Raw genomic sequence first — 23,859 nt, 5'->3', positions numbered from 1 at the left:
TCCTCTTCTAAATTACCATAGATAGCAGGTTGATAGGAAAGATTTTGTTTAAAAATATAAAAAGGCATGGGTGCAATATAAAACCCATGCCACATTTTTAAAATGAACCTCTGCTAGCAACCGCCTTTTTATTGAACCGTTGCTGTAATTTATCAACGATAAATACTGCAATAAAAATAACACCAACAGCTGCAGCCATCATTCCTGCAATGGATGTATCTAACCATTTTGCTGCATAGTAGCCGATGATAGCAGAGGCCATGCCGAACCCTATGCTCCATAAAAACATTTCCTTAATTGATTTGCTAATTAAATAGGCGGTTGCGGCTGGTCCAATCAGCATTGCTACAACTAAAATGGCCCCAACACTATCAAAGGCTGCAACCGTTGTTAGCGAAATTGTTGTCATAAAAACATAGTGTAATAAAATCACTGGTAAGCCAATTGTTGTCGCATAAACGTAATCGAATGTTGAGAGCTTCATTTCCTTATAAAATAGTAGAAGAAATGTTACGTTAATCACTAACACGAGCAACAGCATCCAAACCGCCTTTGGCATTGTCATCGATAAAAACGTCCATTTATCCCATGGTACAAAGGAAATTTCCCCCATCAATACATGCTCTACATCTAAATGAACATTGCTTGCAAATAACGTAATAAGTAAAACGCCTAGTGCAAATAAAGAGGTAAATGTCACACCAATCGCCGCATCTTCTTGAATGCCTGAGGATTGCAATAGCTGGACTAAATAAGCGGTCAAAATTCCTGCTATGGCTGCACCAACTAACATCCATAGCCCATTTAATGATTGTGTAATAATAAAGGCCATAACTATACCAAATAGCACTGTATGACTAATGGCATCTGCAATCATTGACATTTTACGAAGAATTAAAAAGACCCCTGCAATCCCACATGTAATTCCGACTAAGACTCCTGTTAAAATAACCCAAAATTCAATCATTGCACTTCACCTTGCTGAAATTTGTTTTTTCTTATATATTTACTGATTTGTCCAGACTTCGGACTAAATAAATAAGAAATGAAAAAAATACTCGCGGCACATAAAACAATAATTGGCCCTGTTGATAGCCCTACACGTAGCGAGCTAATAAATGTCCCTACAACACCCGCTAAGCCTCCTGCTATTCCACTAAACAATAGCATCGTGCTAAGCTTTTTCGTCCAAAGCTTAGCACTTGCCGCTGGAATAATTAACAGTGCTGACATTAAAATAACACCGACCGCTTGAATCCCTGTTACGATTGTCATGACAATAAGTGCCGTCAAGCAGGCTTTTAATGCCTCCACTGGTAAACCGATGCCCTTTGCATAGACTGGATCAAATATAATTAGCTTCCATTCCTTATACATTAAAAGGCTCACAGCTATAATAATGAGGGCACTGATAAAAAGCCAAGTTAAGTCTGATTTTGTCATCGTTGCTGCTTTCCCAAAAATAAAATCATTTAAGCCACTTTGATTGCCTAATGGGCTGCGATTAACAATCGTTAATAGTACAATGCCTATGCCGAAAAATACAGCTAATACTAGCCCAATCGCCGCATCTGCCTTGAGCTTCGAATAGGTTACAATCCATTGAATGCAGTAAATGGAAAGAGCAGAGGTGAGGGCAGCACCAATCATTAAAACAGGTAACTCTTTTTGCCCTGTTAATAAAAAGGCTAGTGCTATACCTGGTAATGTTGCATGTGCTGCTGCGTCCCCAACTAAACTTTGCTTTTGTAAGAAGGAAAAGGTTCCTGTTATACCTGCCGCTATGCCTAGAAGGGTCGTTCCCATTAACACCCAAAGTAAATTTCCCGATACCATGATACTCCTCCTTACATCGCTTCCATCATTAATAATTTCCCACCATATGTTTGCTGTAGCTTCTCTCTTGTAAATATTTCATCTGTTTTGCCTGCAGCTAAAATGGTTTTATTTAATAAAATAGTGTAATCAAAATACTCTGTTACTGTTTGTAAATCATGATGGACAACAAAAATGCTTTTTCCTTGTGCCTTTAAATTTTTCAAAATATCAATAATGGTTTTTTCTGTAGCAGCATCCACTCCTGCAAATGGTTCATCTAAAAAATAAACTTCCGCATTTTGCGCTAACGCTCGAGCTAAAAACACGCGCTGCTGCTGACCACCTGAAAGCTGCCCAATTGAGCGCTCTGCAAAATCCTGCATCCCAACGCTTGCTAAAGCCTGCATTGCAATGGCTCTATCTTGCTTTGTTGGGCGCTTGAACAAGCCTCGATGCCCATATCGCCCCATTAGTACTACATCAAGGGCTGTTGTTGGAAAATCCCAATCAACAGCATTGCGCTGTGGCACATAGCCAACAACTAAGCTTTTTGGTGAAAAAGCCTTTCCTAAAATCTCAACCTTGCCAATTTTGTTTGGTAATTGGTTCAATATCGCCTTTAAAAAAGTCGATTTACCTGCACCATTCGGTCCAATAATCGCCGTCAAATGCCCAATCGGTACCGATACATTCGCATTTTCAAGCACCGTTTTTTTATCATACGCAACCGATAAATTTTCAACAACTAAAGCTTCCATTTTTCCCACCTACTTCAATGCATCGACAATTGTGTCGATGTTATATTTATACATACCTAAATATGTGCCTTCTTCCGTTCCCTCAGCGCCCATTGCATCTGAAAACAATTCGCCACCAATCCTCACATCATGACCTTTTTCCTTTGCTCCCTCAATAACTGCCTTCAGCGCCTTATCCGATACACTAGATTCTATAAAAATAGCTTTAATATTGTTTTCTACTAAATAATTCACCATATTTTGCACATCCTTTACTCCGTACTCAGCGTCTGTGCTCAATCCTTGTAAGCCTCGCACCTCAAACCTTAAGCTTTCACCAAAATAGTTAAAGGCATCATGTGCTGTCACTAAAATACGTTGCGATGCTGGTATTTCCTCTATGCGATTCGTTGCATATTTCTTTAATTCATCTAATTGTGCTAAATAAGCCTCTTCATTTGCCTTAAAATCATCCTTATATGCTGGGTACTCTTCAGCTAGCGTATGACTAATGGAAGCAACAACCTCTTTCCACAAATCAATATCAAACCAAATATGTGGATCATGCAATGCTACATCCTCTTCATCAGCTAATAAGGCACTTTTATCTAGCTGCTCCCCTACCGCTAACACCGTTTTTTCCTCAGCCATTTGGTCAAAAATATCTTGCATCTGCCCTTCTAAATGTAAGCCATTATAAAAAATAGCCTCTGCTCGATCCAGCTTTGTTAAATCACTTTGCGTTGCTTTGTATAGATGGGGGTCCACACCAGGGCCCATTAATGTCGTCACTTGCAAATGCTCTCCACCAATAATTTTAATGGCATCGCCAATTTGTCCTGTTGTCGCCACAACATTCCTCTCTTTTGCCCCCTCTTCTCCCTCGTTACCACATGCTGCTAACAATAAAGTTAGCCCAATAATTGCTAAAAAACGTTTCATTATCACCTAAACTCCCTTTCTATTTTTTTACTTACGTGAAGGTTTAGCTTAAAACAGCAAAGCGTTAGGACTCCCTAATAAAAGATTAGTACTGAATTAAGTTAAATTTTTATGAAGCATATAGCGCAAGCTAATCCATATAACAAAAAATAACAGCGCAATTGTTACTGACTTTGTGATAAACCATGTAAATAACAAGGTAAACCAAAGAATACATAACAAAATTGTTAAACCTTTATTTTTCACACAGGACACTCTCTTTCTAAAACACCACTATGTTTCCTTAAGGAAAAATATATGCTATTACGAAAGAAAATGCAAGCTAAAAATTTTTTACTGTACAATTTTTCATTGCCTTAAAATAAAAAAATGCCATTTGCATAAAAGCAAGTGACATTTTTCAATTAACGAACAGTGAGGTTTTTTCTCTACTGATAATTAGAAAACACTTGTAACATCAACGTATTCTGTACATTTAATCTATTATCTTTTATAATAGATTTTAGAAATAGAAAGGGGTTTACTAGCAGTGAAATTTCTTATTGCACTTCTTATTGTGATTGCTGTTGTCGGCATCTACATTTTTATTAGCTCAATGCGTTTAAAAAAGGCCGTGACAAATTTAACACAAGACGAATTTATTCAAGGCTATCGCAAAGCACAGCTAATCGACTTACGCGAAACAAAGGAATTTGACGCTGGACATATTTTAGGCGCACGCAACATTCCATCGACACAGTTGAACGCACGCTACAAAGAAATTCGTCCAGACTTACCAGTATATTTATACTGCCAAAACACAGGTCGCAGCGCTCGTGCAGCACTTACGCTGAAAAAGCGTGGCTACAACCAAATCTATCAGCTCCAAGGCGGCTTCCGCACATGGACAGGTAAAATCAAATCAAAAGCATAAAACATAGCCATCTGGAAAGCAATTTTCCAGATGGCTATTTATATTTTCAGAAGTTATCTGCGCTTTTTGCTTTATTATCTGCGAAATTCATAGAGATATCTGCGAATTTTAAGCTAATATCTGCGCTTCTCACATATTTATCTGCGTTTTCCCACAAAAATAGCTGCCCGAAAAAATTCGAGCAGCCTTTGATTATTATTTTGTATAGCGAAGTACTGGTGTACGAGCTGCACGCGCTTCATCTAAGCGTGAAATAACAGTCGTATGTGGCGCTTCTTGAACGATTGAAGGATTTTCTTCCGCTTCCTTCGCAATTTGAATCATTGCGTCACAGAATGCATCCAATGTTTCCTTCGATTCTGTTTCCGTTGGCTCAATCATAATCCCTTCCTCAACGTTTAATGGGAAGTAAACTGTTGGTGGGTGATAGCCAAAGTCAAGCAGACGTTTTGCGATATCTAATGTACGCACGCCTAATTTCTTTTGGCGGCGACCAGATAATACGAATTCGTGCTTGCAATGACGGTCGTACGGTAAATCGAAATGCTCTTCTAAACGACGCATCATATAGTTTGCGTTCAATACTGCATATTCTGTTACAGCCTTTAAGCCATCTGGACCCATTGTGCGAATATATGTGTAAGCACGTACGTTAATACCAAAGTTACCATAGTATGGCTTCACGCGACCGATAGATTGTGGACGGTTGTAATCAAAGTGGAATGTACCATCTTCTTTTTTCACAAGGACTGGCTTTGGTAAGAATGGAATTAAATCCGCTTTTACACCAACTGGACCTGAGCCTGGACCACCGCCACCGTGTGGACCTGTGAATGTTTTGTGTAAGTTTAAGTGTACGCAGTCAAAGCCCATATCGCCAGGACGTGCTTTTGACATAACCGCGTTCAAGTTTGCACCATCATAGTAAACTTTGCCGCCTACTTCATGGATGATTTTCGCCATTTCGATGATGTTTTCTTCAAATAAACCAAGCGTATTTGGGTTCGTTAACATTAATGCTGCTGTATCAGAACCTACAACACGACGTAAATCGTCTAAGTCAACTAAGCCGTCTTCACCTGATTTAATTGTAATTGTTTCAAAGCCTGCAACCGTTGCAGATGCTGGATTTGTACCGTGCGCTGAGTCTGGTACAATCACTTTATTACGATGCCCTTCCCCATTTGCCTCATGGAATGCACGAATCATCATTAATGCTGTCCATTCGCCATGTGCGCCTGCTGCTGGCTGTAATGTTACTTCATCCATACCTGTAATTTCTTCTAATGAAGTTTGTAAATCGTATAATAGCTCCATTGCGCCTTGCACTGTTGACTCATCTTGTAATGGGTGAACATTTGCAAAGCCGCTGAAACGCGCTACTGCTTCGTTGATTTTTGGATTGTACTTCATCGTACATGAGCCAAGTGGGTAGAAGCCTGAATCTACACCGTGATTGCGGCGAGAAAGCGCTGTGTAATGGCGCATAATATCTAATTCAGATACTTCTGGTAGCTCTGCTGCCTCTTCACGCACATAGCCTGCAGGTAATAAATCCGCTAAATCGTATTCTGGTACATCAAGTGGCTCTAAGTTGTAGCCAACACGACCTGGTTTTGTAATTTCAAAAATGAGTGATTGGTTTTCGTTATGCATTGTAAGCCCCCATCTCTGCAACGAATGCGTCAATTTCTTCTTTCGTGCGTAGCTCTGTTACAGCGATTAACGCATGATTTTCAAGCTCTGGATATACGCGACCTAAATCAAAGCCACCGATAATGCCTTTTTCAATTAAGCCTTTATTAATTTCCGTCACCGATTTTTTCGTTTTCACAACGATTTCATTGAAGTGTGCACCTTGGTAAGCAACCTCAAAGCCTGCTGCCTCAAACGCATTTTTTGCATAGCGTGTTTTCACGATATTTTGCTTCGCCATTTCTTGAATACCTTGTTTACCAAGTGCTGTCATTGCTACAGAAGCAGCAAGTGCAAGCAATGCTTGGTTCGAACAAATATTTGATGTCGCTTTATCACGACGGATATGCTGCTCACGCGCTTGTAATGTTAGTACATAGCCACGACGACCTTCTTCATCAACCGTCTCACCAACTAGACGACCTGGTACTTTGCGCATTAATTTTGATGTTACTGCAAAATAACCACAGTGTGGTCCACCGAAGCCCTCAGAAATACCGAATACTTGGGCATCGCCTACCGCGATATCTGCACCAAGCTTGCCAGGAGGTGTTAGTACGCCAAGCGCTAATGGGTTCGCTGATACAACAAGTAAGCCTTTTGCATCATGTGTAATATCACCAATCGCTTGAATGTCTTCAATTTGACCGAAGAAGTTAGGATATTGCACCATAACAGCAGCTGTTTGATCATCAACTAAGCCCTTTAATGCTTCGATATCTGTTACACCATCTTTTGTTGGCACTGTAACGATTTCGATTGATTGACCATATGCGTATGTTGTCACAACATCCTTGTATTCTGGATGTACTGCACCTGATACAAGGATTTTTTTGCGACGTGTATGACCTGCTGCAAGCATTCCTGCTTCTGCAAGAGATGTACCGCCATCATACATTGATGAATTTGCTAAATCCATGCCAGTTAATTCTGCAATCATTGTTTGGAATTCGAAAATTGCTTGTAATTCACCTTGTGAAATTTCTGGTTGGTATGGTGTGTATGCTGTATAAAACTCAGAACGAGAAATTACATGGTCCACGATAACTGGCTTATAGTGATTGTAAACACCTGCGCCTAAAAATGAGACGTTTGCTGCTGTATCTTTATTTTTTGCTGCAAGTGCTGCAAGCTCCTTCATTAAAGCTGCTTCAGATTTTGCTTCTTTAATGTTATAAAGCCCTTGGAAGCGCACTTCTTCTGGAATGTCTGCGAATAGCGCATCAACTGAATCAACGCCAATTTTAGCTAACATTTCTTGTTTGTCCTGTTCCGTCATTGGTAAATAACGATGTTTCATGGGAACCCTCTTTTCAACTATTATTTTAATCTCTTACCTGAATTGTGTGAGAATTGTGTGTGTGCCTGGCACTTATCGCTTATAAAAAGGTGTCGCTACCGTCACAGCAGGCACTAATTTACCACGAATTTCGATTTCAACCTCTGTTCCAAGTTCAGTAAATTCTGTTTTTAATAAAGCTAAACCGATGTTACGCTTCGTTAATGGCGACTGTGTTCCTGTTGTCACCTCACCGATTTCCACACCATCTTTAAACACTTTATAGCCATGACGAGGAATACCCTTGCCAATCATCTCTACCCCAACAGATTTACGTGCTAAGCCTGCTTCTTTTTGTGCAATTAATGCTTCTTGACCGATGAATTTCGGCTCTTTTTGTAGCTTCACTGCAAAGCCAATACCTGCCTCTAATGGCGAAATGTCTTTTGAGAGCTCCTGACCGTAAAGCGGTAAGCAAGCTTCAAAGCGAAGCGTATCACGTGCGCCAAGACCTGTTGGAACAACGTGCTCTGATTCTAAAATTTTATGCCATAGCGCTACGATTGCCTTTGGAGTGCCGTAAAGCTCAAAGCCATCTTCCCCAGTGTAGCCACTGCGTGATACTAACACTTTATATCCAGCAACTTCGACATTATCTTGGAATTTGAAATATTTAATTTCTTTTAAGTCTGTCGCTGTTAAAGCTTGTAGCACTTCTTCTGCTAACGGGCCTTGCAAAGCAATTTGTGCAAATTCATCTGAGCGATTTGTGATTGTTACATCACCTGCTGCATTTTGTTGCATCCATTCGAAATCCTTTTCGATATTCGCTGCATTCACGCACAATAAGTAAGTATTTTCAGCTAAACGATATGTTAATAAGTCATCTACCACGCCACCATTTTCATAGCACATTGCGCTGTACTGTGCACCGCCTACTGCGATTTTTGAAACATCATTCGATAAGATTTTTTGCAAATAAGCTAGCGCATCTGCACCCTCCACAAAAATCTCACCCATATGTGAGACATCAAATAAACCAGCTCGATTGCGCACTGCATCATGCTCATCTTTAATCGATGAAAATTGTACAGGCAACTCCCATCCACCAAAGTCGATTGTTTTCCCACCGTATTGTGCATATGCATCAAAAAGTGGTGTGCGTTTTAATTCTGCCATTTTTCTTCCTCCTCGCTTCATTTCCATCAAAAAAGGACAGACGAATCCCTTTTTCAGAATTCCCTGTCCTTGCACCTGAAAGTTACACCTATCATTGATACACGCATCACAAAATAGGCTTTCCCCTTTGGTGGCTACTTTGCTAAGTAACGCTCTCCAGAGTTGCGTCCTGTACGAGTCTTTTTGCCTGAGAGATTCATAGCTTTGCTACTTGCTCCTTCGGCGACGCCACATCACGTTCTCTCCCCGCACAATCATCCGCAGTTATAATGTTTTTATAGATGATTTGACATTCATCTAAACTACTACGCTATGTCTCTCGTAAAGAAAAGACACTATCTAAGCCATATCCTAACATTAGATGTGATAAAAACGCAATCATTTTTTAATTTTATATTTAAATCCGAACGATTTTATATAAAAATATTTTTTCATTCGCCTTTTAGACGATTTACCTGAAAGCCGATATATTCCACAATTAAACGTAGTGTTCGTCCAGCTGTTAATACTTGTATATGCCCAGCCTCTCGATAAAATTTGCGACGCTCCAAATACAATTGGTGCAATTGCTCCTTTGTCGAACTTTGTACAATTGGTCGATTTTTATCTGTTTTTATGCGCATATAAATATCTTCAAATGTAGCATCAAGGAAAAACACTAAGCCCGTCCGACGCATAATTTTTCGATTTTCCGCTTTCACAGCTACACCGCCACCCGTCGCAATAATACATGCTTCATCGCGAAAGTTCTCCAAAAATTCAGTTTCCAATTGTCGAAAATACGCCTCGCCGTGTTTCTCAAAAATCTCTGGTATCGTCATACCTTGTTGTCTTACAATTTCTTTGTCCATATCGTAGTAAGGCATCTTCAAAAAAAAGCTCAACCTTCGTCCTATAGCGCTTTTGCCGCAGCCCATAAAACCTACTAAATAAATTTTGCGCATCGCTTTCACCTTCTTATCACATCAAAATCAACTACATCACAGCTAGCTTCCACCCCAAGCTAACCGCCTTTATCATCCTCACTACATACTATGTGTAGATTAGACGCCCTTTACTTGAATAAAATCAATTTATTCATCAATTTTCTTTAGTATATTTATCGTAGCACGAACATTGACGAATTCCAACGAATTATATGCATTTAGCTTAGATTGATACGAAGCAGCATATGTGATACATAATCCTGTGATAAGAAATAACAAAATAATAGCGATTGGAAACAACACACCTCGTTCATTTTTCAGGTGGAACAATAAATGTCCTCTCCTCCTTTGTACCATCAATAAGCTCGGCATATAGCGTCAAATATTGATGGCTTCTTTTAAAATTTAATGTTTCAGCACCGATAAACAATATTTCATTGCCACCGTTCAATTGCATGCGAATGGTTTCGTTCGATTTGCTCACAATACGGCGATTATAGCCATTTGTTATAAGTATTTCCGTTCCTCTATTACGAACTAAAACCTCATCAGCTTGTACAATGAAAGTCTGTAGGTCCGCAATCAGCATTTCCCACCTCATTTCCTGTACAGCATGCTTTTGATAAAGAGGTGATAATGACAGCATCATTAGCAAGAAAAGCTTCGATAACAGCAGCAAAGCAAAAAGTTGAAATATAGCCTCTAAAAACGTAAAGCCACCTTGATTTCTCCCCATTTTTAAAAGCCTATGCATTTTTGTCGTTTCTCCTTTGTATTGTGAAAGTCAACGCAAATTTCTCCGTCCGTATAATGCCAATCATATGTGACATTTTGAATTGTCATTTCACCGCTTGTTAAATGATAGAGCTGAACAGCACGAGCACCATTTAATGCTACCTCACTCGCATGAAGCTCTAGCTTTTGATTGTATAAGCTGCTTTGTAAATGAGAGCTCAAAGGTAACAATGTGCCTGCAAGAAAAAATATAATAACTAACCCTACTAATGTATCTACAAGTGAAAAGCCATTACTATTCTGCAAGAAGGCGCATTCTCCCCCTTCCTAAATTAATGGAATACATCGTTCGCCTATTCCCCATAACAAACTCCACTTTCCCGAAATTAATCACTGAGCCATATCCATTAAACTCAATACGCTTGTTTGTTGTATAAATATTAACACGCATATTTTCTGGCATTTTACGTAAAACAAGTGATTCTCCATAGCGTTGAATACATTCTAGCGTTTCTCCCTGTATCATCCAGCATCGAGAAGTCCCTCCGTTATTCATTGCTAAAGCCTGCATTTCAAGTAAATCTAGCTCAAATTGCTTGATTGCTTGTTCATACATATCGAGCTGCATTTGACGAAAGGAGAATGTTACGATAAAAAAGCTAAGCAATGCAACAACTGCTAATACAAATAGCATTTCAATTAATGAATAGCCCTGCTCATTCCTATTCATTCATCTTCACGAGCTGTTGCTAGCATCACCTTTCCTTCTGCATCAATTGTCACAAGCTCCCCGCTCGGACATTTCGCCTCCTCACTCTCTATATATTTTTCCTGAAATAACTGTTGTACTGTTGGTGTTTTCATATGGTCGATTTTATATGCCTCTACTTGTCCTTGTAGCATCGTCATATAAGCCGCACAGCCTTTGCTGTCGATAGAGGCGAAATGCTTCGTAACATTAGGTATAGAAACCAAGATAAGTATTGAAACAATAAGCAGAACCACAAGCATTTCCACTAATGTAAATCCTTTTTCATTTTTCATAGGCTTATCCCTCCTTTTTTAAATCACATCAAGCATTTTATACATAGGCAATAAAATGCTTAAATAGGCCGCAATAATGCAGGCGGCAATGGCTAAAAATAAGATTGGCTGAATTAGCTGTATCGCACCTTGTAGTATATTTTCGATTTTTTGGTCAAGCAGCTCTGCATAAATTAATAGCTCACGACCGAGTAGCCCACTTTTCTCTCCGTGATCAATGAATTGTTCAAAGCGTGGAAAGAAAAAGCCAATTAATACTATCGTGCGTGCTAAACTATCCCCGTAAATAATGCGTTTATGAATACATTGCGCAATATAGGCGAGCTGACTTTGAAGCTTCTGCTGCTCTAAGTAGGTTAACGCTTGCTGTAATGACATCCCACTAATTAATAAATCACCTAGTGAACGAGCGAATTGTCTCGTCATTAATAAACGCCAAAAATAACGCAATATCGGGATTTTCATAACGATGTATAATTGTAAATCTATTCTTTTTCGGCGGATGTAAATTGCCATAAAAATCATTAGCATCGCTATAAAAAAAGCAAGTACAATAAAATAATCTGGTACATGAAGAAAAAATTTAGCCCATTGGATTGTCGAATTTTCAGTTCTTGTGACCCTTGAATGTAGCAGTTGTTCGATGGTAGGTAAAAAGTAGAGGCGGAAGGCAATGAATAGTGCAATGATAAAGATAAAAAGAAGAATTGGATATAGTAATACTTTCGTAAAGCGCAGCTTCATCTTTTCTTGAAAGCTCATCTGCTGGGCGACGATTTGCAGCGTGTTAGCTAGCTGTCCTGTCGTTTCGGCTAGCTGGATTGCTAGCAAAAACCTTGCCTTGACACCTAATTGGCGTAAAATTTGCGTCACACTTTGTCCTTGTTGAAAGCAGTTGTCTATTTGCTCCTGCCAATGTTGATAATCACTCACATGATAAGGTAAGAGCATCGTAATACAATCATGAAAAGTGTATCCTTCTACTAAAAGCTGGCTAATTCGCTCAATTAATTCAGGCAAGCGCTTCACTTTAATTTTCCTATGTGTAATCAATTGAGCGATACGATTATGAATGCGTAATATGTGCATAAGCTCGTCCTTCTAATTGATATAGCTGCTGTTCAAGCGTGTGCTTATAGGGAAGTAAATAAACCTCATTACGAGCAATTGCAGCAAATGCCTCGTATAGCTGTACATCACACAGCAGCTCGAATAGCGCTTTACGTTCATCATCAGTGGCTGTTTCAACTAATGTTTGAGCGATAATCCCTACTGTTGCCTGTCGCAATTCGTCTAGCGATATTCCTAAATCCATCAAGCGATACAGGCAATTTACCGTATTTTTAGCATGGATTGTGGAAAGTACTAAATGACCACTTAATGCAGCCTCAACAGCAATCTGGGCAGTTTCAGCATCGCGAATTTCGCCAATCATAATGACATCAGGTGAATGTCGTAAAATGGCTCGTAAGCCCTCTGCATAAGTGACACCTGCCCGTTCATTTACTTGAATTTGTACAATTTGCTCGTAATTTTTTTCGACAGGGTCCTCCAGTGTTATGACATGGCGCTTCAGCTCTGCACAGCAATAATGCATCAAGGAATACAAGGTCGTTGACTTACCAGAGCCTGTTGCTCCACTGAATAGTAGAAGTCCCTGTCTATGCTGAACGAGCTGCTCAATTTTCCTCACAGCCGCTGGATCATAGCTTAATTCTGCAAGCGGTATCGCCATATTTTGCTTGAGAATACGAATCACTAAGCTTTCTTTTGCTAAAACTGAGGGCAATGTTGAGATGCGGAAGGCATAAATGAATTGCTCGATTTCCTTTTGGAATGCGCCACTTTGAGGCTTGCGCTTTTCACTAATATCAAGAGCAGATAAAAATTTGTAGTACGTAATCATACGTGTAGCTAATTCCTGTGGCAGCTCGCCTTTTGTGTACATTTTGCCGTACTTTCGAAAAATAACGCTATAACAGCCTTGAGCTGGGGATAAATGAATATCTGATGCCCCAAAGGTCAATGCCTCTTTAATTAATTGTTCACTTTTCTGCACGACAATTGATTCTGTTTCCATACCACACACCTCACTTTCTATTTTTCACTAACTAAATCTATCTTAGCGTCATTATAGAAAGGAAAAAGGGAGCTGAAAAGCCGTTTAAGCAAAATAAATTTTTGCCCTATTTTTAAAAATCGATTTTTAAAATTTCAATAGGTTTTCCCTTTACATTGTCATTTTTCAAACGTATAATTTGAAAATATTGACACAAATTAACTATATGCATTTCTTGAAAAATTTTTTCTATTTGCAAGAAAAATGTACACTTCTTTGTCACAAAGAAAGTGGAAGTTCCAGTTTACTTTCTTTACTGAAATCATTTATAATGTAATGGAGAAGATTGTATCTGTATATAAAGGAGGGGAATTACACATGAGCAATATGTATAAAGTTATGGCATTCTGGACAGGTATTTTCACTGTTTTATTCTATTTAGGTGATATGTATGAGGTTTCGCTATTATTCTTAGGTAATACTGGATTATTCTTATTATTAGGCTTCTTAAACCTTTCAGAGCGCATGTATATGTACATTTTCGGTGCTTATTTAACGATTTTCTTCGCAGGGTTCACATACTACACAACGTTTATGCACGTACCTGGCGCAGGACATTAATCGCTCTGTTAAAACCTCACTATGAATAGTTGAGATGCAAGCGTGGACAAATTTGTCCACGCTTTTTTATTATAATCCAGAGCTAAAAGCCATTTAAAAATGGGTTAGCATCCATCTCTACAGCTGGTGTCGTGTAATCTCCATGCCCTGGATAAATAATTGTTTCCTCTGGTAGTGTAAGCAGCTTATCGTGAATCGACTGCAAAAGCACTGGCATGGAGCCACCGATTAAATCGGTACGCCCGATACTCCCCTCAAATAACGTATCACCAACAATCGCAAAGCCATCCTCTTCAAAAAGGTAAGAAATACTGCCTGGCGAATGTCCTGGCGTAAATACCGCTTTAAATGTGAAGTCTTCGATATTAAACATTTGCTCCTCTTGAATAATATGCTCTGCCAACGGCTTCTCTACAATGTAATTAGGCAGCTCTGCATATTTGCCAGAGCCATTTTTCATCGGATCTGCTAGCCATGCTACCTCCTTTTCATGCACATAGACAGGGATATTAAAGGCATCACGCACCGCATTGACTGCGCCAATATGATCAAAGTGCGTATGTGTTAAAAAAATGGCTAATGGCTTTAATTGATTTGCCTTGATTTCATGAATTAAACGTTCGCCCTCTTCACCTGGGTCAAAAATTAAACATTGCTTGCTTCGATTGCTCACGATATAACAATTCGTTTGAATTGGTCCGAGCGGATATGTACGCACACTTAGTTTCATCTATAAAACCTCCATCAACTTTATCTTTTAAATTGTATATGAAGTTCAAACAAACGTCACTTTTTCCGCTCGACAAAAGGCATAATAAGTTTTACAATAGAAGAGGAATATTGTTTGCGACATTCATTTTCTGATGTCGAAAGGAGTGTCTTTTTAATGAACTTATTAATGGTTATTTTCGGTTTAGTGGCTATTTTTGCCGTTGTTGGTACATTCCAAGCAATTAAAGAAAAAAATCTGCTAGGTGTTGTTTTCAACCTAGGTGCAGCAGCAATCTTCGGATGGTTTGTTGTGATGACTGTTCTTAACGCTGGATACCCACCAAAACATTAATAGCAAATAAAAGGACGGGCTCATGTAGCCTGTCCTTTTATTTCACCTAAAAACAAAGGGCTGTTTGGAAATTTATCCAAACAGCCCTTTTTTCACTTTTACTTCTGTGTATCTTTTATTAAATTACCTGTTTTCGGATCATAGAAGCGCAATAAATCTCCGTTAATAATCGCATCAGAATAACCTAATTCCGTTGCTGCACTTTCAATTAATGGCTCACAGGCAGCAATGTCAATTTGCTCACCAGTAGCTTTATCATAGCATGCATCGCTTGCATAAACGACTTTATCTGTAATAAAGCGACCGTCACGGAAAATCACAAAATCTTCATGGTCTTCTGAGAATAAATCCGCACCAAGCTGCATATCTTTCGATGTATCAACACCCAATAAATGTAAAATTGTAGGGCGCAAATCAATTTGTCCTGCAACTTCCTCTACAACTTGCCCATCATTTGAGCCTGGAATATGGATAAATAATGGAACTGATTGCAATAATGCATTGTCATAAGGCGTAATTTCCTCTTTATCTAAATACATCGCCATCGCTTTATTATGGTTTTCTGAAATACCATAGTGGTCGCCATACATCACGATGATTGAGTTATCATATAGCCCTTTTTCCTTTAAATCCTCAAAGAACACTTTAATTGCTTCATCCATATAACGCACTGTTTGGAAGTAACGATTTAACGTACCTGAATTTGATGTATACTCATCAATCATAATATCCTCTGGATCAAGATAGAACGGATAGTGGTTCGTTAATGTAATCATGCGTGAATAGAACGGCTGTGGCATTTCTGTCATCAGCTGTGCTGACTGTTGGAAGAATGGAACATCCTTCATACCCCAGTTAACAGCCTCTCCTTCGCCAACCTCGTATGAATCCACATCATAAAACTTTTGAATATTTAATGATTGATAGATCATATCACGGTTCCAAAACGACTTATTATTTGGGTGCATCACATTTGTAAAGTAACCATTTTCCCCTAAGCTCTCTGCCATTGAGTTATATGTGTTACCTCCATGTGTAAAGAATACGGCGCCTCGCCCTAAGCCAAATAGCGAATTCTCTATAATAAACTCTGAGTCAGACGTTTTCCCTAACCCTGTTTGATGATAGAAATTATTAAAGTAATATGTGTCCTTGTCTTTCGTTAATGAATTCAAAAATGGTGTTACTTCTTGACCATTCATATCATTATTAATGACAAAGTTTTGCAATGATTCAAGCGAAATCACAATTAAGTTACGCCCTGCATATTTACCAAACATTTCAACGTTTGGCTCTGCCTGATTTGCACGCACATAGTTGTTTACTTCAACAAGCTCACTGCCATCCGCTAATGCGCGTTGTGCGGAAGATTTTGATTGAATATAAATATCATATAAATGATAGTTATACGTACCGATATTTTTTACGAGTAGCTCACGGTCAAAGCTACGTGTTAAAAGCTGTGGTCGCTCTGTTTCTGCAAGCCCTAAATTTAATAATAGCATCGCTGCTGCCAATACAAAGTAAGCATGACGCACATCTTTACGAATTGTTAATTGCTCATTCACTTTAGGTGCAAACTTCATCAGAATTACTATAAAAATAACATCAACAAAATAGAAAATATCCCAAACATTAATAATAGCTAATGCAGATGTTCCTAAATCACCAAAGTTGCTCGTCTGGAACAATACTGGCAACGTAATAAAGTCATTGTAGAAACGATAGAACGCAACGTTTCCATACAAAACAATCGATAACATTAAGCTCACTGTGAAAATATAACGGTTGCGAGCCTTCGATTTTTTGAAAAATAGTGATAATCCATAAGCAATTAATAAAAAGCTTAACGGATTAATAAATAAAATAAAATATTGCATTCCATTTTCAATTTTCATCTCAAAGCTTGTTTGATATACGATAACTGTTTTAATCCATGTTGCAAGTATTGCAAAAGCTAAAATTGAATGTTTAGGCCATTTATTAATAGAACTCATTCCTCAACATCCTTTCTTTTTTTCAAAACCTTTTACCTTAAGAATTTTTATGTTGCAGCCACACCACTGCATAACTAATATCCATTTCCCTATTTCTACTAAATTGAAACAAAATCTATCTTAAGGCTTTTTATAAAATTTAGCAATAAAAAATCACGTATTCGCAAATAGGCAGAATATTGCAGTCATATTGATAATTTTTTATTGTTATCTATTAGTACGCTGCATCCAAAAAAAGGTTTCATCCTTTTTCTTCCTTTTGCAAACGATTTGCCTCTTGACGAATTAATAGCAACGCAGTTTGGAAGTCACGAGGTGCCAGTACATTTGCTTTATATAGCTCACGCAGCTCGTCCTCCATCAACATCAAATCGCCAATGCGGTCTGTCGTATAAATATATGTGCCATATTGCTTTAATAGCTCATAAATATCAAGCATCGATTTCATTACACTCGTCCCCCTCGGTTTGCCACACAATCAATGCAGCCTTTTTCTGTAAGTATCCTATGCACAGGTACATCATGTGACTCAATTGGTACCTGCTCTGCTAGTTGCTCACTAAAAGCAAGCGCCAGCAAAGTCCCTTGATAACCAGTCAAGTAGCGATCATAATAGCCACCACCATAGCCAATGCGGAAGCCTTTTTGATCAAAAACGATTCCTGGCACAATCATCGTATCAATCGCTTCTCGTTCAACAAGCTCGGTCATCTCAGGAACGGGCTCTCGTAAATCCATATAAACGGTCTCTAATTGATAAAATCCTTCAATTGCGTAAAATGTCATTTCCCGCGTTTTTGGGTGACATTTCGGTACCGCAACGATTTTGCCTTGCTGCCACAACGCTTCAATAATGGCAATTGTGTCAACCTCAGGCTTTGAAGAAATTGTAATAGCAATCGTTTTCCCTTCTTTAATAGAAGGTTGCTGCATTAATTTTTGGGCAATTTCAAGCGAACGTGCTCGATAATCTGCATATGAAATAGCCTCTAATTGACTGCGCACTTGTTGACGCATCGTTTTTTTATCCATCATTGTTCCCACCTTTTTAAAGTAAAAAGCCAAAACCGCTTGGGGCTTTGGCTAATTGAGCAATTACTTTGTTTCACGGTGAAGAGTGTATTTCTTCTCGCGAGAGCAATATTTTTTAAGTTCAAGACGCTCTGGATTGTTACGCTTGTTCTTTTTAGAAATGTAGTTACGTTCGCCGCAATCTGTGCAAGCTAAAGTAATGTTTACGCGCATTATTAACCCTCCCACTCTAATTAAGAATAAAAATTTTGAGCATGATTTATACGACTTTCCCATTATAACATAAACCGAAAAAAAAGCTAGTATCATTTCATATTAAGTTGCGATATGGTAAAATAAAAGACAATTGCATCAATTCGATTGGAGCGTTCAACATGGAATTATCAATTATTTTAATGATTGTCGGTATATTTTTCATTATCCTTTCTTTATTTTTACGCGATTCACATAAAAAAGTCGAAAAGGAAGTAGAGGATTTATCGCTGACGATTTTCCAAGAAACAAATCAATTAAAGCGTCGCTTGAAAATTGTAGAGGAAGAATTAATGCTGGAGCCAAATTTCCAAGTTGCAAAAAAGAAACCTCTGTCAGCGCAACCACGAGCTTCACAGCCTGTGAATGGCATTTTAGTGAGTCAGGTGTTAGAGCTGAATAAGCAAGGACTCGCTATCGAAGAAATTAGCAGACTCTCAACATTGTCTGAGGAGCAGGTGCGTCAAATCCTTACAACAGGAGGCGCAGTATGAAATCCTTTTTAAGAACGTTCGGCATCGCCCTCTTTCTAGTAGGTGCACTGTTGACCATTGGAAAACAATGGGGAATACCTCTACTAAGTAATGAGGCAGTTGTCGACACAAAAAGACAAGATGCACTTATTCAAGAGCTAGAACAGCAATTAAATGTAGCCAATGCTCAAGTAGCAGAGCTTCAGCAAGCCATTGCCAAGACAGAGCAAGCAAAACAAGAAAATGTGACAGAGGAGCCTGTGAAAGTCGAAGAAGCAACCTCTGAAATAGATGAGGATGTCGTGAGTGGAATCGTATATATATATGAAGGTGTTTCCATCTACGATATCGGGAAGCAGGTAGAGGATTTAGGTATTTTAGCAAACGGGCGTGAGTTAGAGCTATTTTTATCCAAGCCTGAATACTCCCGTTCCATTCAAAAGGGACAATTCGAGCTTCATTCCGCAATGACATTGGAACAAATGGCACGCACTTTAACAGGTAAAAAAGTAGAGTAACAAGGAGGCTTTCCCAATGACAATTTACGATATTGATGTAACAACAGATCAAGGTGAAACGTATTCATTAGCCCGCTATGAAGGAAAAGTATTACTAATTGTTAATACTGCCTCAAAATGTGGTTTAACAGGGCAATTTGATGAGCTTCAAGCACTTTATGACAAATATGCCGAGCAAGGACTAGTCATTTTAGGCTTCCCTTCCAATCAATTTAAGCAGGAGCTAACAACGGCACAGGAAGCGTCAGAAGCTTGCCGCCTTACGTATGGTGTCACATTCCCAATGCATGAAATCGTTGCTGTCAATGGCGATGCTGCACACCCTTTATTTAAGCTTCTGACAGATGAAACGAAAGGTTTACTCGGTAAAAGCGTTAAATGGAACTTCACCAAATTTTTAGTCGACCGCAATGGTCAAATTATTAAGCGCTTTGCCCCAACGGACAAGCCGATGAAGTTGGAAGAGGAAATCGTAAGCTATTTATAGAGAAACACCGTATCATTGAAAACATTTTTGATGATACGGTGTTTTGTTTGTAGGTAAAGTATATACATTAAAACCTTTTTAACAGTGGGGGAAATTTCAAAATTTATTATAAATTGTATTTAAAAAACCCAATAATTAATGTTCATGCATATTAATTATTTAATTATATTATAATAAGGTATAATAATTCTATGCAAAATACAAGATAGGAGTAAATTAACTATGAAACAGAGAATTTCACAAAAAATTAAAGAATTACGAAAAAAGAGAGGGCTTACACAAAAAGATTTAGCTGAAGGTATTTGTACACAAGCAATGGTCAGTAATTTTGAAAAAGGTGAAATGATTCCTTCAAGCCTTACATTGTTTGCAATTGCTCAAAGGCTTGGTGTTGATATGAATTATTTCTTTGATATTTCGAACAGCACAAGTACTTCCATTAAAGCAACAGATGCGCAACAGATTATTCGCAAACTCGTTCACCAGCATGACTATCAATCTGCTTATTTTATCGTGCAAAACGAGTTGCTTCAAGAGGCTTTATTAGCACCTGAATACAGACAATTTTTATTATGGCATAAAGGAATTTGTCTATGGTTTTTGCATAAGGAGCTTGATACAGCAATTCAAACATTGGAACATGCTCTGCAAATTGATAATGAGCGCAATGTAGAACAAACAGCTGCTATTATGAATAGTATTGCGGTTGTTTATTTTGAAGCAAAACTTTATGATCAATCGTTAGAATATTACGAGAAATGTCTGCCATTGCTTAAAGAAGATACAGCTATATCATACATTATAAAAATTCGTACTTATTTCGGTGCTTCAAGAACATATCAACATGCAAAAAAGTTTAATGAAGCGCTTTATTTATCTAAACAAGGTATTCAATTATGCATTGAAAATGAGACATTGCATTTGCTAGGAAACCTACTCTTCCAAACTGGTCATTGCCTTATTTCTATAGAGGATACAACCAATGCCGCTATCTATTTAGACCATGCCCAAACAATCTTTACTTTAGAGAATAAATTTGATTACTTGAAAATAATTGAAAATTTAAAAGAGAACTATCTTAATTAGAAAATAACTTAATTGATAAATATCAGTAATCATGTTAAATTATTGAATAATACTACTAAATTTACTAATAAAGGATGATGTTTGTGAAAAGGAGACTAGCAAATTTATTATTAGCCTTATGTCTTACACTCTCTGTGGTAATTAGCTTTACTTCTACTCATGAAGCAGCAGCTAATACAACTAATGTAGTAGGTAACCAATGGGTACAAACTTACTCTTCTGAAAAAATACCGCCAATTAATATCCCTAGTGAACCTTAATAAAAAATCCGTATGACGATATCGCCATACGGATTTTTTATTATACTATCCTCTTACCACCAATACATCACATTTCGCGTTGCGCACGATACGTTCTGCATTTGAGCCAATAATCATTTTTTCAAAGCGATTTAAACCCGTTGCGCTAATAATGACTAAGTCAATTTCCTTTAAATTTGACAAAATAGCCTTTGGAGAGCCTAGCTCCACAACCACATGAACAGCTTCCACACCAGCGGCAATGGCCTCCTCTTTTAAGGCTTGGATTTGCTTTTCTCGCTCTCCCTTAACTTGCTCTGCATATGTCATATCATATGCTTGCACAGAGCCAAAGGAATGCGTGTCCACTACGCTCACAATATGTAAAGCAGCCTCATTTTGCTTCGCTACTTTGATGGCGCGCTGGAATGCCTGTAATGATTGCTCTGAAAAATCAATTCCAACAGCAATTTGTTTATAATAGGTTTTCATTTTATATTTCCCCTTTTTCTTTTCATTATAACAAAATAGTGCAAGAGAATATCAGTTTTTTATAAGCAATTTGCTGCTTTTAGAAACGCTTCGATTATTACACTACCTGCCTTTGTACCAATAGATTCTGGATGAAATTGCAGCCCATAAAGCGGATATTGTGTATGCTGAATTGCCATAATTTCGCCATCATCTGCTGCATTCGCAGTGACAATAAATTCATCTGGTAGCGTGTCATGTTTGATGACAAGTGAATGGTAACGCATTACTTCCTCAGCATATGCTACATTTTGTAGCAATCCTTGCTGCTGATGTGTTAGCTGGCTCGTTTTCCCGTGAATAATATGCGCTGCTCGCACCACCTTTGCACCAAATGCTTCACCTATTGCTTGATGCCCTAAACAAATTCCTAAAATAGGAAGTTCTCGATGTAGACCTTGAATAATGTCAATGATATTGCCTGCCTCGCGCGGGATACCTGGTCCTGGCGAAATAACAAGTGCCTGTGGCTGTAATGCACGTATTTCATCCACTGTGATTTGGTCATTGCGCACAACCTGTACATCTTGCTCAAATGCTGCAATTTGATGATATAAGTTATATGTGAACGAATCGTAGTTATCAATTAGTAAAATCATTTTCGCACCTCCAGCAATGCACGCGCTTTATTTAGCGTTTCCTCATATTCCATGCGTGGAATAGAGTCATAAACAATTCCAGCCCCTGCTTGCACATAAGCTTTGCCTTCCTTGACAATCATCGTGCGAATAGCAAGCGTTAAATCCATATTGCCTGAGGCGGAAATATAGCCGACTGCCCCTGCATAAATGCCGCGCTTTTTTTGCTCCAGCGTATGAATAATTTGCATTGCGCGTATTTTCGGTGCGCCTGATACGGTACCAGCGGGTAAGCAAGCAGCAAGCACGTCTACAATATGTGCGTCCTCTTTTAGCTGCCCTGTTACCTCTGATACAATATGCATGACATATTTGTATTTTTCGATTTGCATATAACGTTTGACTTGAACCGAGCCTACCTCACAGACGCGCCCGATATCATTACGTCCTAAATCGACAAGCATTCGATGCTCAGCAAGCTCCTTTTCATCGTTCAGCAGACTTTTGGCTAATTGCTCATCCTCCTCCATTGTTGCGCCGCGCGGCTTCGTGCCTGCGATTGGATTCGTCGTCACAACGCCCTGCTGCACCTTAACTAGGCTTTCTGGCGATGTACCGAGCACAATCGCATTGTCAAAATTCATGTAAAACATATAAGGTGACGGATTCGTTGCTCGTAGCTTACGATACAGTGTAAAGGCATCACCCTCAAAGCTTGCTTCAAAGGTTTGCGACAGCACTACTTGGAAAATATCACCACGTTGAATATGCTGCTGTGCCGTTTCGACCATTTTTGTGAACTGTTCCTCGCTTATCGTTGCAGAAAACTGTATATCAACATTCGTATCGGTCATTTGTGTTACTTGTTGTTCGATTTGCTGTTTAAAGCCTTCGATGGCTTGCTCCATTTGTATCTCTGTACGCTCTCCAAATAAATCAACTGCCACTAATGTCACTATTTGCTCGATATGATCCATAACAATAAACGTATCGTATAAATAAAGATGGATGTCTGGTAGCTGATAAGCATCGTTGACAGGCTGCCCAATCGTTTCAAAATGAAAGGCTGTTTCATAGCTAAAATAGCCTATAGCACCTCCGAAGAAGGCAAAGGGATAGCTTCCTTGATGAATTGGCAGCACCTCTTTTAAACGCTCTGCTACCGCTATATTTTTCACTTCTCCATTAAAGATTGACGCTTGCCCATCTCCTGTTAATTCACCGATTGGGTCTACGGCAATAAATGAATAACGGCCACTTTCGGCATATTTGGCATTTGATTCAAATAGCATTTTATTACGCCCTTGAAGACTTGTATAAATGCCAATTGGGGTATACGTATCCCCTTGCAATGTTTTCGTTACAAATTTCATACTCTGCTCTCCTCTTCTCTGCTCATTTGTACACAAAAAGGCCCTCCGCACTGTAAAGGACGGAGAGCCGTGGTACCACCTTCATTGGCTAATTGCTTAGCCCACTCGACTGCTTGTAACGTTAGCAATTACGGCAAGGCATTTCCTCCTTGCAGCTAGAAAATCCATTCACCTATGCTGACTGCTAGCTCGCACCACCCGCTAACTCTCTTAGAAAATCAGACATACGTTACTATTTTTTCATGATCGCTTTTATGCTGTAATTGTAACTTGATTTTTCAT

Annotated in this window: 29 protein-coding genes, 1 riboswitch and 1 other annotated feature; of the genes, 7 read left to right on the top strand and 22 right to left on the bottom strand. The window is 38.7% G+C overall.

Features of this window, described 5'->3' with window-relative positions; genetic code table 11:
- Window positions 1–97 precede the first annotated feature (97 nt).
- From M3Z76_RS00545 to M3Z76_RS00530, 4 genes are read right to left on the bottom strand one after another with little or no spacing between them, the layout of a single operon-like run.
- Window positions 98–967, bottom strand: a complete 870-nt coding sequence (locus M3Z76_RS00545; protein ID WP_293920088.1) for a metal ABC transporter permease — start codon at window positions 965–967, stop codon at window positions 98–100.
- The gene (locus M3Z76_RS00540) at window positions 964–1,836 is read right to left on the bottom strand and encodes a metal ABC transporter permease (RefSeq protein ID WP_293920089.1); all 873 of its coding nucleotides are present in this window, start codon (window positions 1,834–1,836) and stop codon (window positions 964–966) included. The genes M3Z76_RS00545 and M3Z76_RS00540 overlap by 4 nt, the downstream gene beginning before the upstream one ends.
- Before the next feature lie 11 nt (window positions 1,837–1,847).
- Window positions 1,848–2,576, bottom strand: coding sequence for a metal ABC transporter ATP-binding protein (locus M3Z76_RS00535; protein ID WP_293920090.1), 729 nt, complete (start codon window positions 2,574–2,576; stop codon window positions 1,848–1,850).
- A gap of 9 nt (window positions 2,577–2,585) precedes the next feature.
- Entirely contained in the window at window positions 2,586–3,497 is a 912-nt protein-coding gene (locus M3Z76_RS00530) for a metal ABC transporter solute-binding protein, Zn/Mn family (RefSeq protein ID WP_293920091.1), read from the bottom strand.
- Window positions 3,498–4,026: 529 nt separating this feature from the next.
- On the opposite strand from M3Z76_RS00530, the gene M3Z76_RS00525 reads away from it, so the two are divergent.
- Window positions 4,027–4,410 carry a rhodanese-like domain-containing protein gene (locus M3Z76_RS00525; protein ID WP_293920092.1) on the top strand — a complete coding sequence of 128 codons (384 nt, stop codon included), beginning with the start codon at window positions 4,027–4,029 and terminating at the stop codon, window positions 4,408–4,410.
- A 195-nt stretch (window positions 4,411–4,605) separates the two neighbouring features.
- Here the strand turns inward: M3Z76_RS00525 and gcvPB are convergent, their stop codons facing one another.
- The 10 genes from gcvPB to comGA all read right to left on the bottom strand — a co-directional run bounded on the left by gcvPB (window position 4,606) and on the right by comGA (window position 13,348).
- Entirely contained in the window at window positions 4,606–6,066 is a 1,461-nt protein-coding gene (gcvPB, locus tag M3Z76_RS00520) for an aminomethyl-transferring glycine dehydrogenase subunit GcvPB (RefSeq protein ID WP_293920093.1), read from the bottom strand.
- Window positions 6,059–7,405, bottom strand: coding sequence for an aminomethyl-transferring glycine dehydrogenase subunit GcvPA (gene gcvPA / locus M3Z76_RS00515; RefSeq protein WP_293920094.1), 1,347 nt, complete (start codon window positions 7,403–7,405; stop codon window positions 6,059–6,061). Before gcvPA ends, gcvPB begins: the two co-directional genes overlap by 8 nt.
- A 72-nt stretch (window positions 7,406–7,477) precedes the next feature.
- The gene (gene gcvT, locus M3Z76_RS00510) at window positions 7,478–8,563 is read right to left on the bottom strand and encodes a glycine cleavage system aminomethyltransferase GcvT (protein WP_293920095.1); all 1,086 of its coding nucleotides are present in this window, start codon (window positions 8,561–8,563) and stop codon (window positions 7,478–7,480) included.
- A gap of 165 nt (window positions 8,564–8,728) precedes the next feature.
- Window positions 8,729–8,821, bottom strand: a riboswitch (glycine riboswitch).
- A 173-nt stretch (window positions 8,822–8,994) separates the two neighbouring features.
- The gene (locus M3Z76_RS00505) at window positions 8,995–9,507 is read right to left on the bottom strand and encodes a shikimate kinase (RefSeq protein WP_293920096.1); all 513 of its coding nucleotides are present in this window, start codon (window positions 9,505–9,507) and stop codon (window positions 8,995–8,997) included.
- Window positions 9,508–9,799: 292 nt separating this feature from the next.
- Window positions 9,800–10,243, bottom strand: a complete 444-nt coding sequence (locus M3Z76_RS00500) for a hypothetical protein (RefSeq protein WP_293920097.1) — start codon at window positions 10,241–10,243, stop codon at window positions 9,800–9,802.
- Complete coding sequence (locus M3Z76_RS00495) at window positions 10,228–10,530, bottom strand: type II secretion system protein (protein WP_293920098.1); 303 nt, start codon at window positions 10,528–10,530, stop codon at window positions 10,228–10,230. Before M3Z76_RS00495 ends, M3Z76_RS00500 begins: the two co-directional genes overlap by 16 nt.
- The gene (locus M3Z76_RS00490) at window positions 10,520–10,954 is read right to left on the bottom strand and encodes a type II secretion system protein (protein ID WP_293920099.1); all 435 of its coding nucleotides are present in this window, start codon (window positions 10,952–10,954) and stop codon (window positions 10,520–10,522) included. The genes M3Z76_RS00495 and M3Z76_RS00490 overlap by 11 nt, the downstream gene beginning before the upstream one ends.
- A complete protein-coding gene (gene comGC, locus M3Z76_RS00485; protein WP_293920100.1) occupies window positions 10,951–11,268 on the bottom strand; it encodes a competence type IV pilus major pilin ComGC in 318 nt (105 codons plus the stop codon). The genes M3Z76_RS00490 and comGC overlap by 4 nt, the downstream gene beginning before the upstream one ends.
- Window positions 11,269–11,286: 18 nt before the next feature.
- The gene (comGB, locus tag M3Z76_RS00480) at window positions 11,287–12,357 is read right to left on the bottom strand and encodes a competence type IV pilus assembly protein ComGB (protein WP_293920101.1); all 1,071 of its coding nucleotides are present in this window, start codon (window positions 12,355–12,357) and stop codon (window positions 11,287–11,289) included.
- Window positions 12,335–13,348 (bottom strand): competence type IV pilus ATPase ComGA, encoded by a 1,014-nt coding sequence (comGA, locus tag M3Z76_RS00475; protein WP_293920102.1) that lies wholly within the window; start codon window positions 13,346–13,348, stop codon window positions 12,335–12,337. The genes comGB and comGA overlap by 23 nt, the downstream gene beginning before the upstream one ends.
- Window positions 13,349–13,705: 357 nt before the next feature.
- Here comGA and M3Z76_RS00470 point away from each other — a divergent pair, with 357 nt between their 5' ends.
- Complete coding sequence (locus M3Z76_RS00470) at window positions 13,706–13,948, top strand: DUF2626 family protein (RefSeq protein WP_293920104.1); 243 nt, start codon at window positions 13,706–13,708, stop codon at window positions 13,946–13,948.
- Window positions 13,949–14,030: 82 nt separating this feature from the next.
- Here M3Z76_RS00470 and M3Z76_RS00465 read toward each other — a convergent pair whose 3' ends face one another.
- A complete protein-coding gene (locus M3Z76_RS00465) occupies window positions 14,031–14,678 on the bottom strand; it encodes an MBL fold metallo-hydrolase (RefSeq protein WP_293920105.1) in 648 nt (215 codons plus the stop codon).
- Between the two features lie 156 nt (window positions 14,679–14,834).
- Between M3Z76_RS00465 and M3Z76_RS00460 the strand changes: the two genes are divergently transcribed.
- Complete coding sequence (locus tag M3Z76_RS00460; protein ID WP_293920107.1) at window positions 14,835–15,011, top strand: DUF2759 domain-containing protein; 177 nt, start codon at window positions 14,835–14,837, stop codon at window positions 15,009–15,011.
- A gap of 98 nt (window positions 15,012–15,109) precedes the next feature.
- Here M3Z76_RS00460 and M3Z76_RS00455 read toward each other — a convergent pair whose 3' ends face one another.
- The 4 genes from M3Z76_RS00455 to rpmG all read right to left on the bottom strand — a co-directional run bounded on the left by M3Z76_RS00455 (window position 15,110) and on the right by rpmG (window position 18,253).
- Window positions 15,110–17,008 carry an LTA synthase family protein gene (locus M3Z76_RS00455; RefSeq protein WP_293920109.1) on the bottom strand — a complete coding sequence of 633 codons (1,899 nt, stop codon included), beginning with the start codon at window positions 17,006–17,008 and terminating at the stop codon, window positions 15,110–15,112.
- A gap of 241 nt (window positions 17,009–17,249) precedes the next feature.
- A complete protein-coding gene (locus tag M3Z76_RS00450) occupies window positions 17,250–17,456 on the bottom strand; it encodes a YqgQ family protein (RefSeq protein WP_293920111.1) in 207 nt (68 codons plus the stop codon).
- On the bottom strand, window positions 17,456–18,043 hold the full coding sequence (locus M3Z76_RS00445) for a 5-formyltetrahydrofolate cyclo-ligase (protein WP_363319820.1): 588 nt from the start codon (window positions 18,041–18,043) through the stop codon (window positions 17,456–17,458). The genes M3Z76_RS00450 and M3Z76_RS00445 overlap by 1 nt, the downstream gene beginning before the upstream one ends.
- A gap of 60 nt (window positions 18,044–18,103) precedes the next feature.
- Window positions 18,104–18,253: a 50S ribosomal protein L33 gene (rpmG, locus tag M3Z76_RS00440; protein WP_008408521.1), complete on the bottom strand. Its 150-nt coding sequence runs from the start codon at window positions 18,251–18,253 to the stop codon at window positions 18,104–18,106.
- A gap of 161 nt (window positions 18,254–18,414) precedes the next feature.
- Between rpmG and M3Z76_RS00435 the strand changes: the two genes are divergently transcribed.
- The 4 genes from M3Z76_RS00435 (at window position 18,415) to M3Z76_RS00420 (ending at window position 20,856) form a co-directional block, all read left to right on the top strand.
- Window positions 18,415–18,786 (top strand): hypothetical protein, encoded by a 372-nt coding sequence (locus tag M3Z76_RS00435; protein WP_293920170.1) that lies wholly within the window; start codon window positions 18,415–18,417, stop codon window positions 18,784–18,786.
- Entirely contained in the window at window positions 18,783–19,283 is a 501-nt protein-coding gene (locus M3Z76_RS00430; protein ID WP_293920173.1) for a hypothetical protein, read from the top strand. The genes M3Z76_RS00435 and M3Z76_RS00430 overlap by 4 nt, the downstream gene beginning before the upstream one ends.
- A gap of 16 nt (window positions 19,284–19,299) precedes the next feature.
- On the top strand, window positions 19,300–19,770 hold the full coding sequence (locus M3Z76_RS00425) for a glutathione peroxidase (protein WP_293920174.1): 471 nt from the start codon (window positions 19,300–19,302) through the stop codon (window positions 19,768–19,770).
- Window positions 19,771–19,992: 222 nt separating this feature from the next.
- The gene (locus M3Z76_RS00420) at window positions 19,993–20,856 is read left to right on the top strand and encodes a helix-turn-helix domain-containing protein (protein WP_293920176.1); all 864 of its coding nucleotides are present in this window, start codon (window positions 19,993–19,995) and stop codon (window positions 20,854–20,856) included.
- A gap of 305 nt (window positions 20,857–21,161) precedes the next feature.
- Here the strand turns inward: M3Z76_RS00420 and M3Z76_RS00415 are convergent, their stop codons facing one another.
- The 3 genes from M3Z76_RS00415 to trpE are packed head-to-tail and all read right to left on the bottom strand — an operon-like array spanning window position 21,162 to window position 23,577.
- On the bottom strand, window positions 21,162–21,587 hold the full coding sequence (locus tag M3Z76_RS00415; RefSeq protein ID WP_293920178.1) for a universal stress protein: 426 nt from the start codon (window positions 21,585–21,587) through the stop codon (window positions 21,162–21,164).
- A 59-nt stretch (window positions 21,588–21,646) separates the two neighbouring features.
- A complete protein-coding gene (locus M3Z76_RS00410) occupies window positions 21,647–22,225 on the bottom strand; it encodes an anthranilate synthase component II (protein WP_293920179.1) in 579 nt (192 codons plus the stop codon).
- Window positions 22,222–23,577 (bottom strand): anthranilate synthase component I, encoded by a 1,356-nt coding sequence (gene trpE, locus M3Z76_RS00405; RefSeq protein ID WP_293920180.1) that lies wholly within the window; start codon window positions 23,575–23,577, stop codon window positions 22,222–22,224. The genes M3Z76_RS00410 and trpE overlap by 4 nt, the downstream gene beginning before the upstream one ends.
- Window positions 23,578–23,629: 52 nt before the next feature.
- Window positions 23,630–23,833 (bottom strand) — a binding site (T-box leader).
- Between the last annotated feature and the right edge of the window lie 26 nt (window positions 23,834–23,859).

It is taken from the genome of Metasolibacillus sp. (genome assembly GCF_025291715.1).
In the GTDB taxonomy this organism is placed as follows: Bacteria; Bacillota; Bacilli; order Bacillales_A; family Planococcaceae; genus Metasolibacillus; species Metasolibacillus louembei.
Note: the sequence above shows the minus strand (reverse complement) of the source record. Positions and strands in the feature narration are given on the sequence as shown.

Bases quoted from the DNA above. Each gene is read 5' to 3' on its own strand.
- M3Z76_RS00535 (WP_293920090.1), bottom strand. From the start codon at position 2,576: ATGGAAGCTTTAGTTGTTGAAAATTTATCGGTTGCGTATGATAAAAAA.
- gcvPB (WP_293920093.1), bottom strand. From the start codon at position 6,066: ATGCATAACGAAAACCAATCACTCATTTTTGAAATTACAAAACCAGGT.
- trpE (WP_293920180.1), bottom strand. From the start codon at position 23,577: ATGAAATTTGTAACGAAAACATTGCAAGGGGATACGTATACCCCAATT.
- gcvPA (WP_293920094.1), bottom strand. From the start codon at position 7,405: ATGAAACATCGTTATTTACCAATGACGGAACAGGACAAACAAGAAATG.
- M3Z76_RS00425 (WP_293920174.1), top strand. From the start codon at position 19,300: ATGACAATTTACGATATTGATGTAACAACAGATCAAGGTGAAACGTAT.
- M3Z76_RS00505 (WP_293920096.1), bottom strand. From the start codon at position 9,507: ATGCGCAAAATTTATTTAGTAGGTTTTATGGGCTGCGGCAAAAGCGCT.
- M3Z76_RS00540 (WP_293920089.1), bottom strand. From the start codon at position 1,836: ATGGTATCGGGAAATTTACTTTGGGTGTTAATGGGAACGACCCTTCTA.
- M3Z76_RS00420 (WP_293920176.1), top strand. From the start codon at position 19,993: ATGAAACAGAGAATTTCACAAAAAATTAAAGAATTACGAAAAAAGAGA.
- M3Z76_RS00430 (WP_293920173.1), top strand. From the start codon at position 18,783: ATGAAATCCTTTTTAAGAACGTTCGGCATCGCCCTCTTTCTAGTAGGT.
- comGA (WP_293920102.1), bottom strand. From the start codon at position 13,348: ATGGAAACAGAATCAATTGTCGTGCAGAAAAGTGAACAATTAATTAAA.
- M3Z76_RS00490 (WP_293920099.1), bottom strand. From the start codon at position 10,954: ATGAATAGGAATGAGCAGGGCTATTCATTAATTGAAATGCTATTTGTA.
- M3Z76_RS00530 (WP_293920091.1), bottom strand. From the start codon at position 3,497: ATGAAACGTTTTTTAGCAATTATTGGGCTAACTTTATTGTTAGCAGCA.
- comGB (WP_293920101.1), bottom strand. From the start codon at position 12,357: ATGCACATATTACGCATTCATAATCGTATCGCTCAATTGATTACACAT.
- M3Z76_RS00410 (WP_293920179.1), bottom strand. From the start codon at position 22,225: ATGATTTTACTAATTGATAACTACGATTCGTTCACATATAACTTATAT.
- M3Z76_RS00545 (WP_293920088.1), bottom strand. From the start codon at position 967: ATGATTGAATTTTGGGTTATTTTAACAGGAGTCTTAGTCGGAATTACA.
- M3Z76_RS00445 (WP_363319820.1), bottom strand. From the start codon at position 18,043: ATGATGGATAAAAAAACGATGCGTCAACAAGTGCGCAGTCAATTAGAG.
- M3Z76_RS00470 (WP_293920104.1), top strand. From the start codon at position 13,706: ATGAGCAATATGTATAAAGTTATGGCATTCTGGACAGGTATTTTCACT.
- M3Z76_RS00435 (WP_293920170.1), top strand. From the start codon at position 18,415: ATGGAATTATCAATTATTTTAATGATTGTCGGTATATTTTTCATTATC.
- M3Z76_RS00465 (WP_293920105.1), bottom strand. From the start codon at position 14,678: ATGAAACTAAGTGTGCGTACATATCCGCTCGGACCAATTCAAACGAAT.
- M3Z76_RS00455 (WP_293920109.1), bottom strand. From the start codon at position 17,008: ATGAGTTCTATTAATAAATGGCCTAAACATTCAATTTTAGCTTTTGCA.
- M3Z76_RS00450 (WP_293920111.1), bottom strand. From the start codon at position 17,456: ATGAAATCGATGCTTGATATTTATGAGCTATTAAAGCAATATGGCACA.
- rpmG (WP_008408521.1), bottom strand. From the start codon at position 18,253: ATGCGCGTAAACATTACTTTAGCTTGCACAGATTGCGGCGAACGTAAC.
- M3Z76_RS00460 (WP_293920107.1), top strand. From the start codon at position 14,835: ATGAACTTATTAATGGTTATTTTCGGTTTAGTGGCTATTTTTGCCGTT.
- comGC (WP_293920100.1), bottom strand. From the start codon at position 11,268: ATGAAAAATGAAAAAGGATTTACATTAGTGGAAATGCTTGTGGTTCTG.
- M3Z76_RS00500 (WP_293920097.1), bottom strand. From the start codon at position 10,243: ATGCATAGGCTTTTAAAAATGGGGAGAAATCAAGGTGGCTTTACGTTT.
- gcvT (WP_293920095.1), bottom strand. From the start codon at position 8,563: ATGGCAGAATTAAAACGCACACCACTTTTTGATGCATATGCACAATAC.
- M3Z76_RS00415 (WP_293920178.1), bottom strand. From the start codon at position 21,587: ATGAAAACCTATTATAAACAAATTGCTGTTGGAATTGATTTTTCAGAG.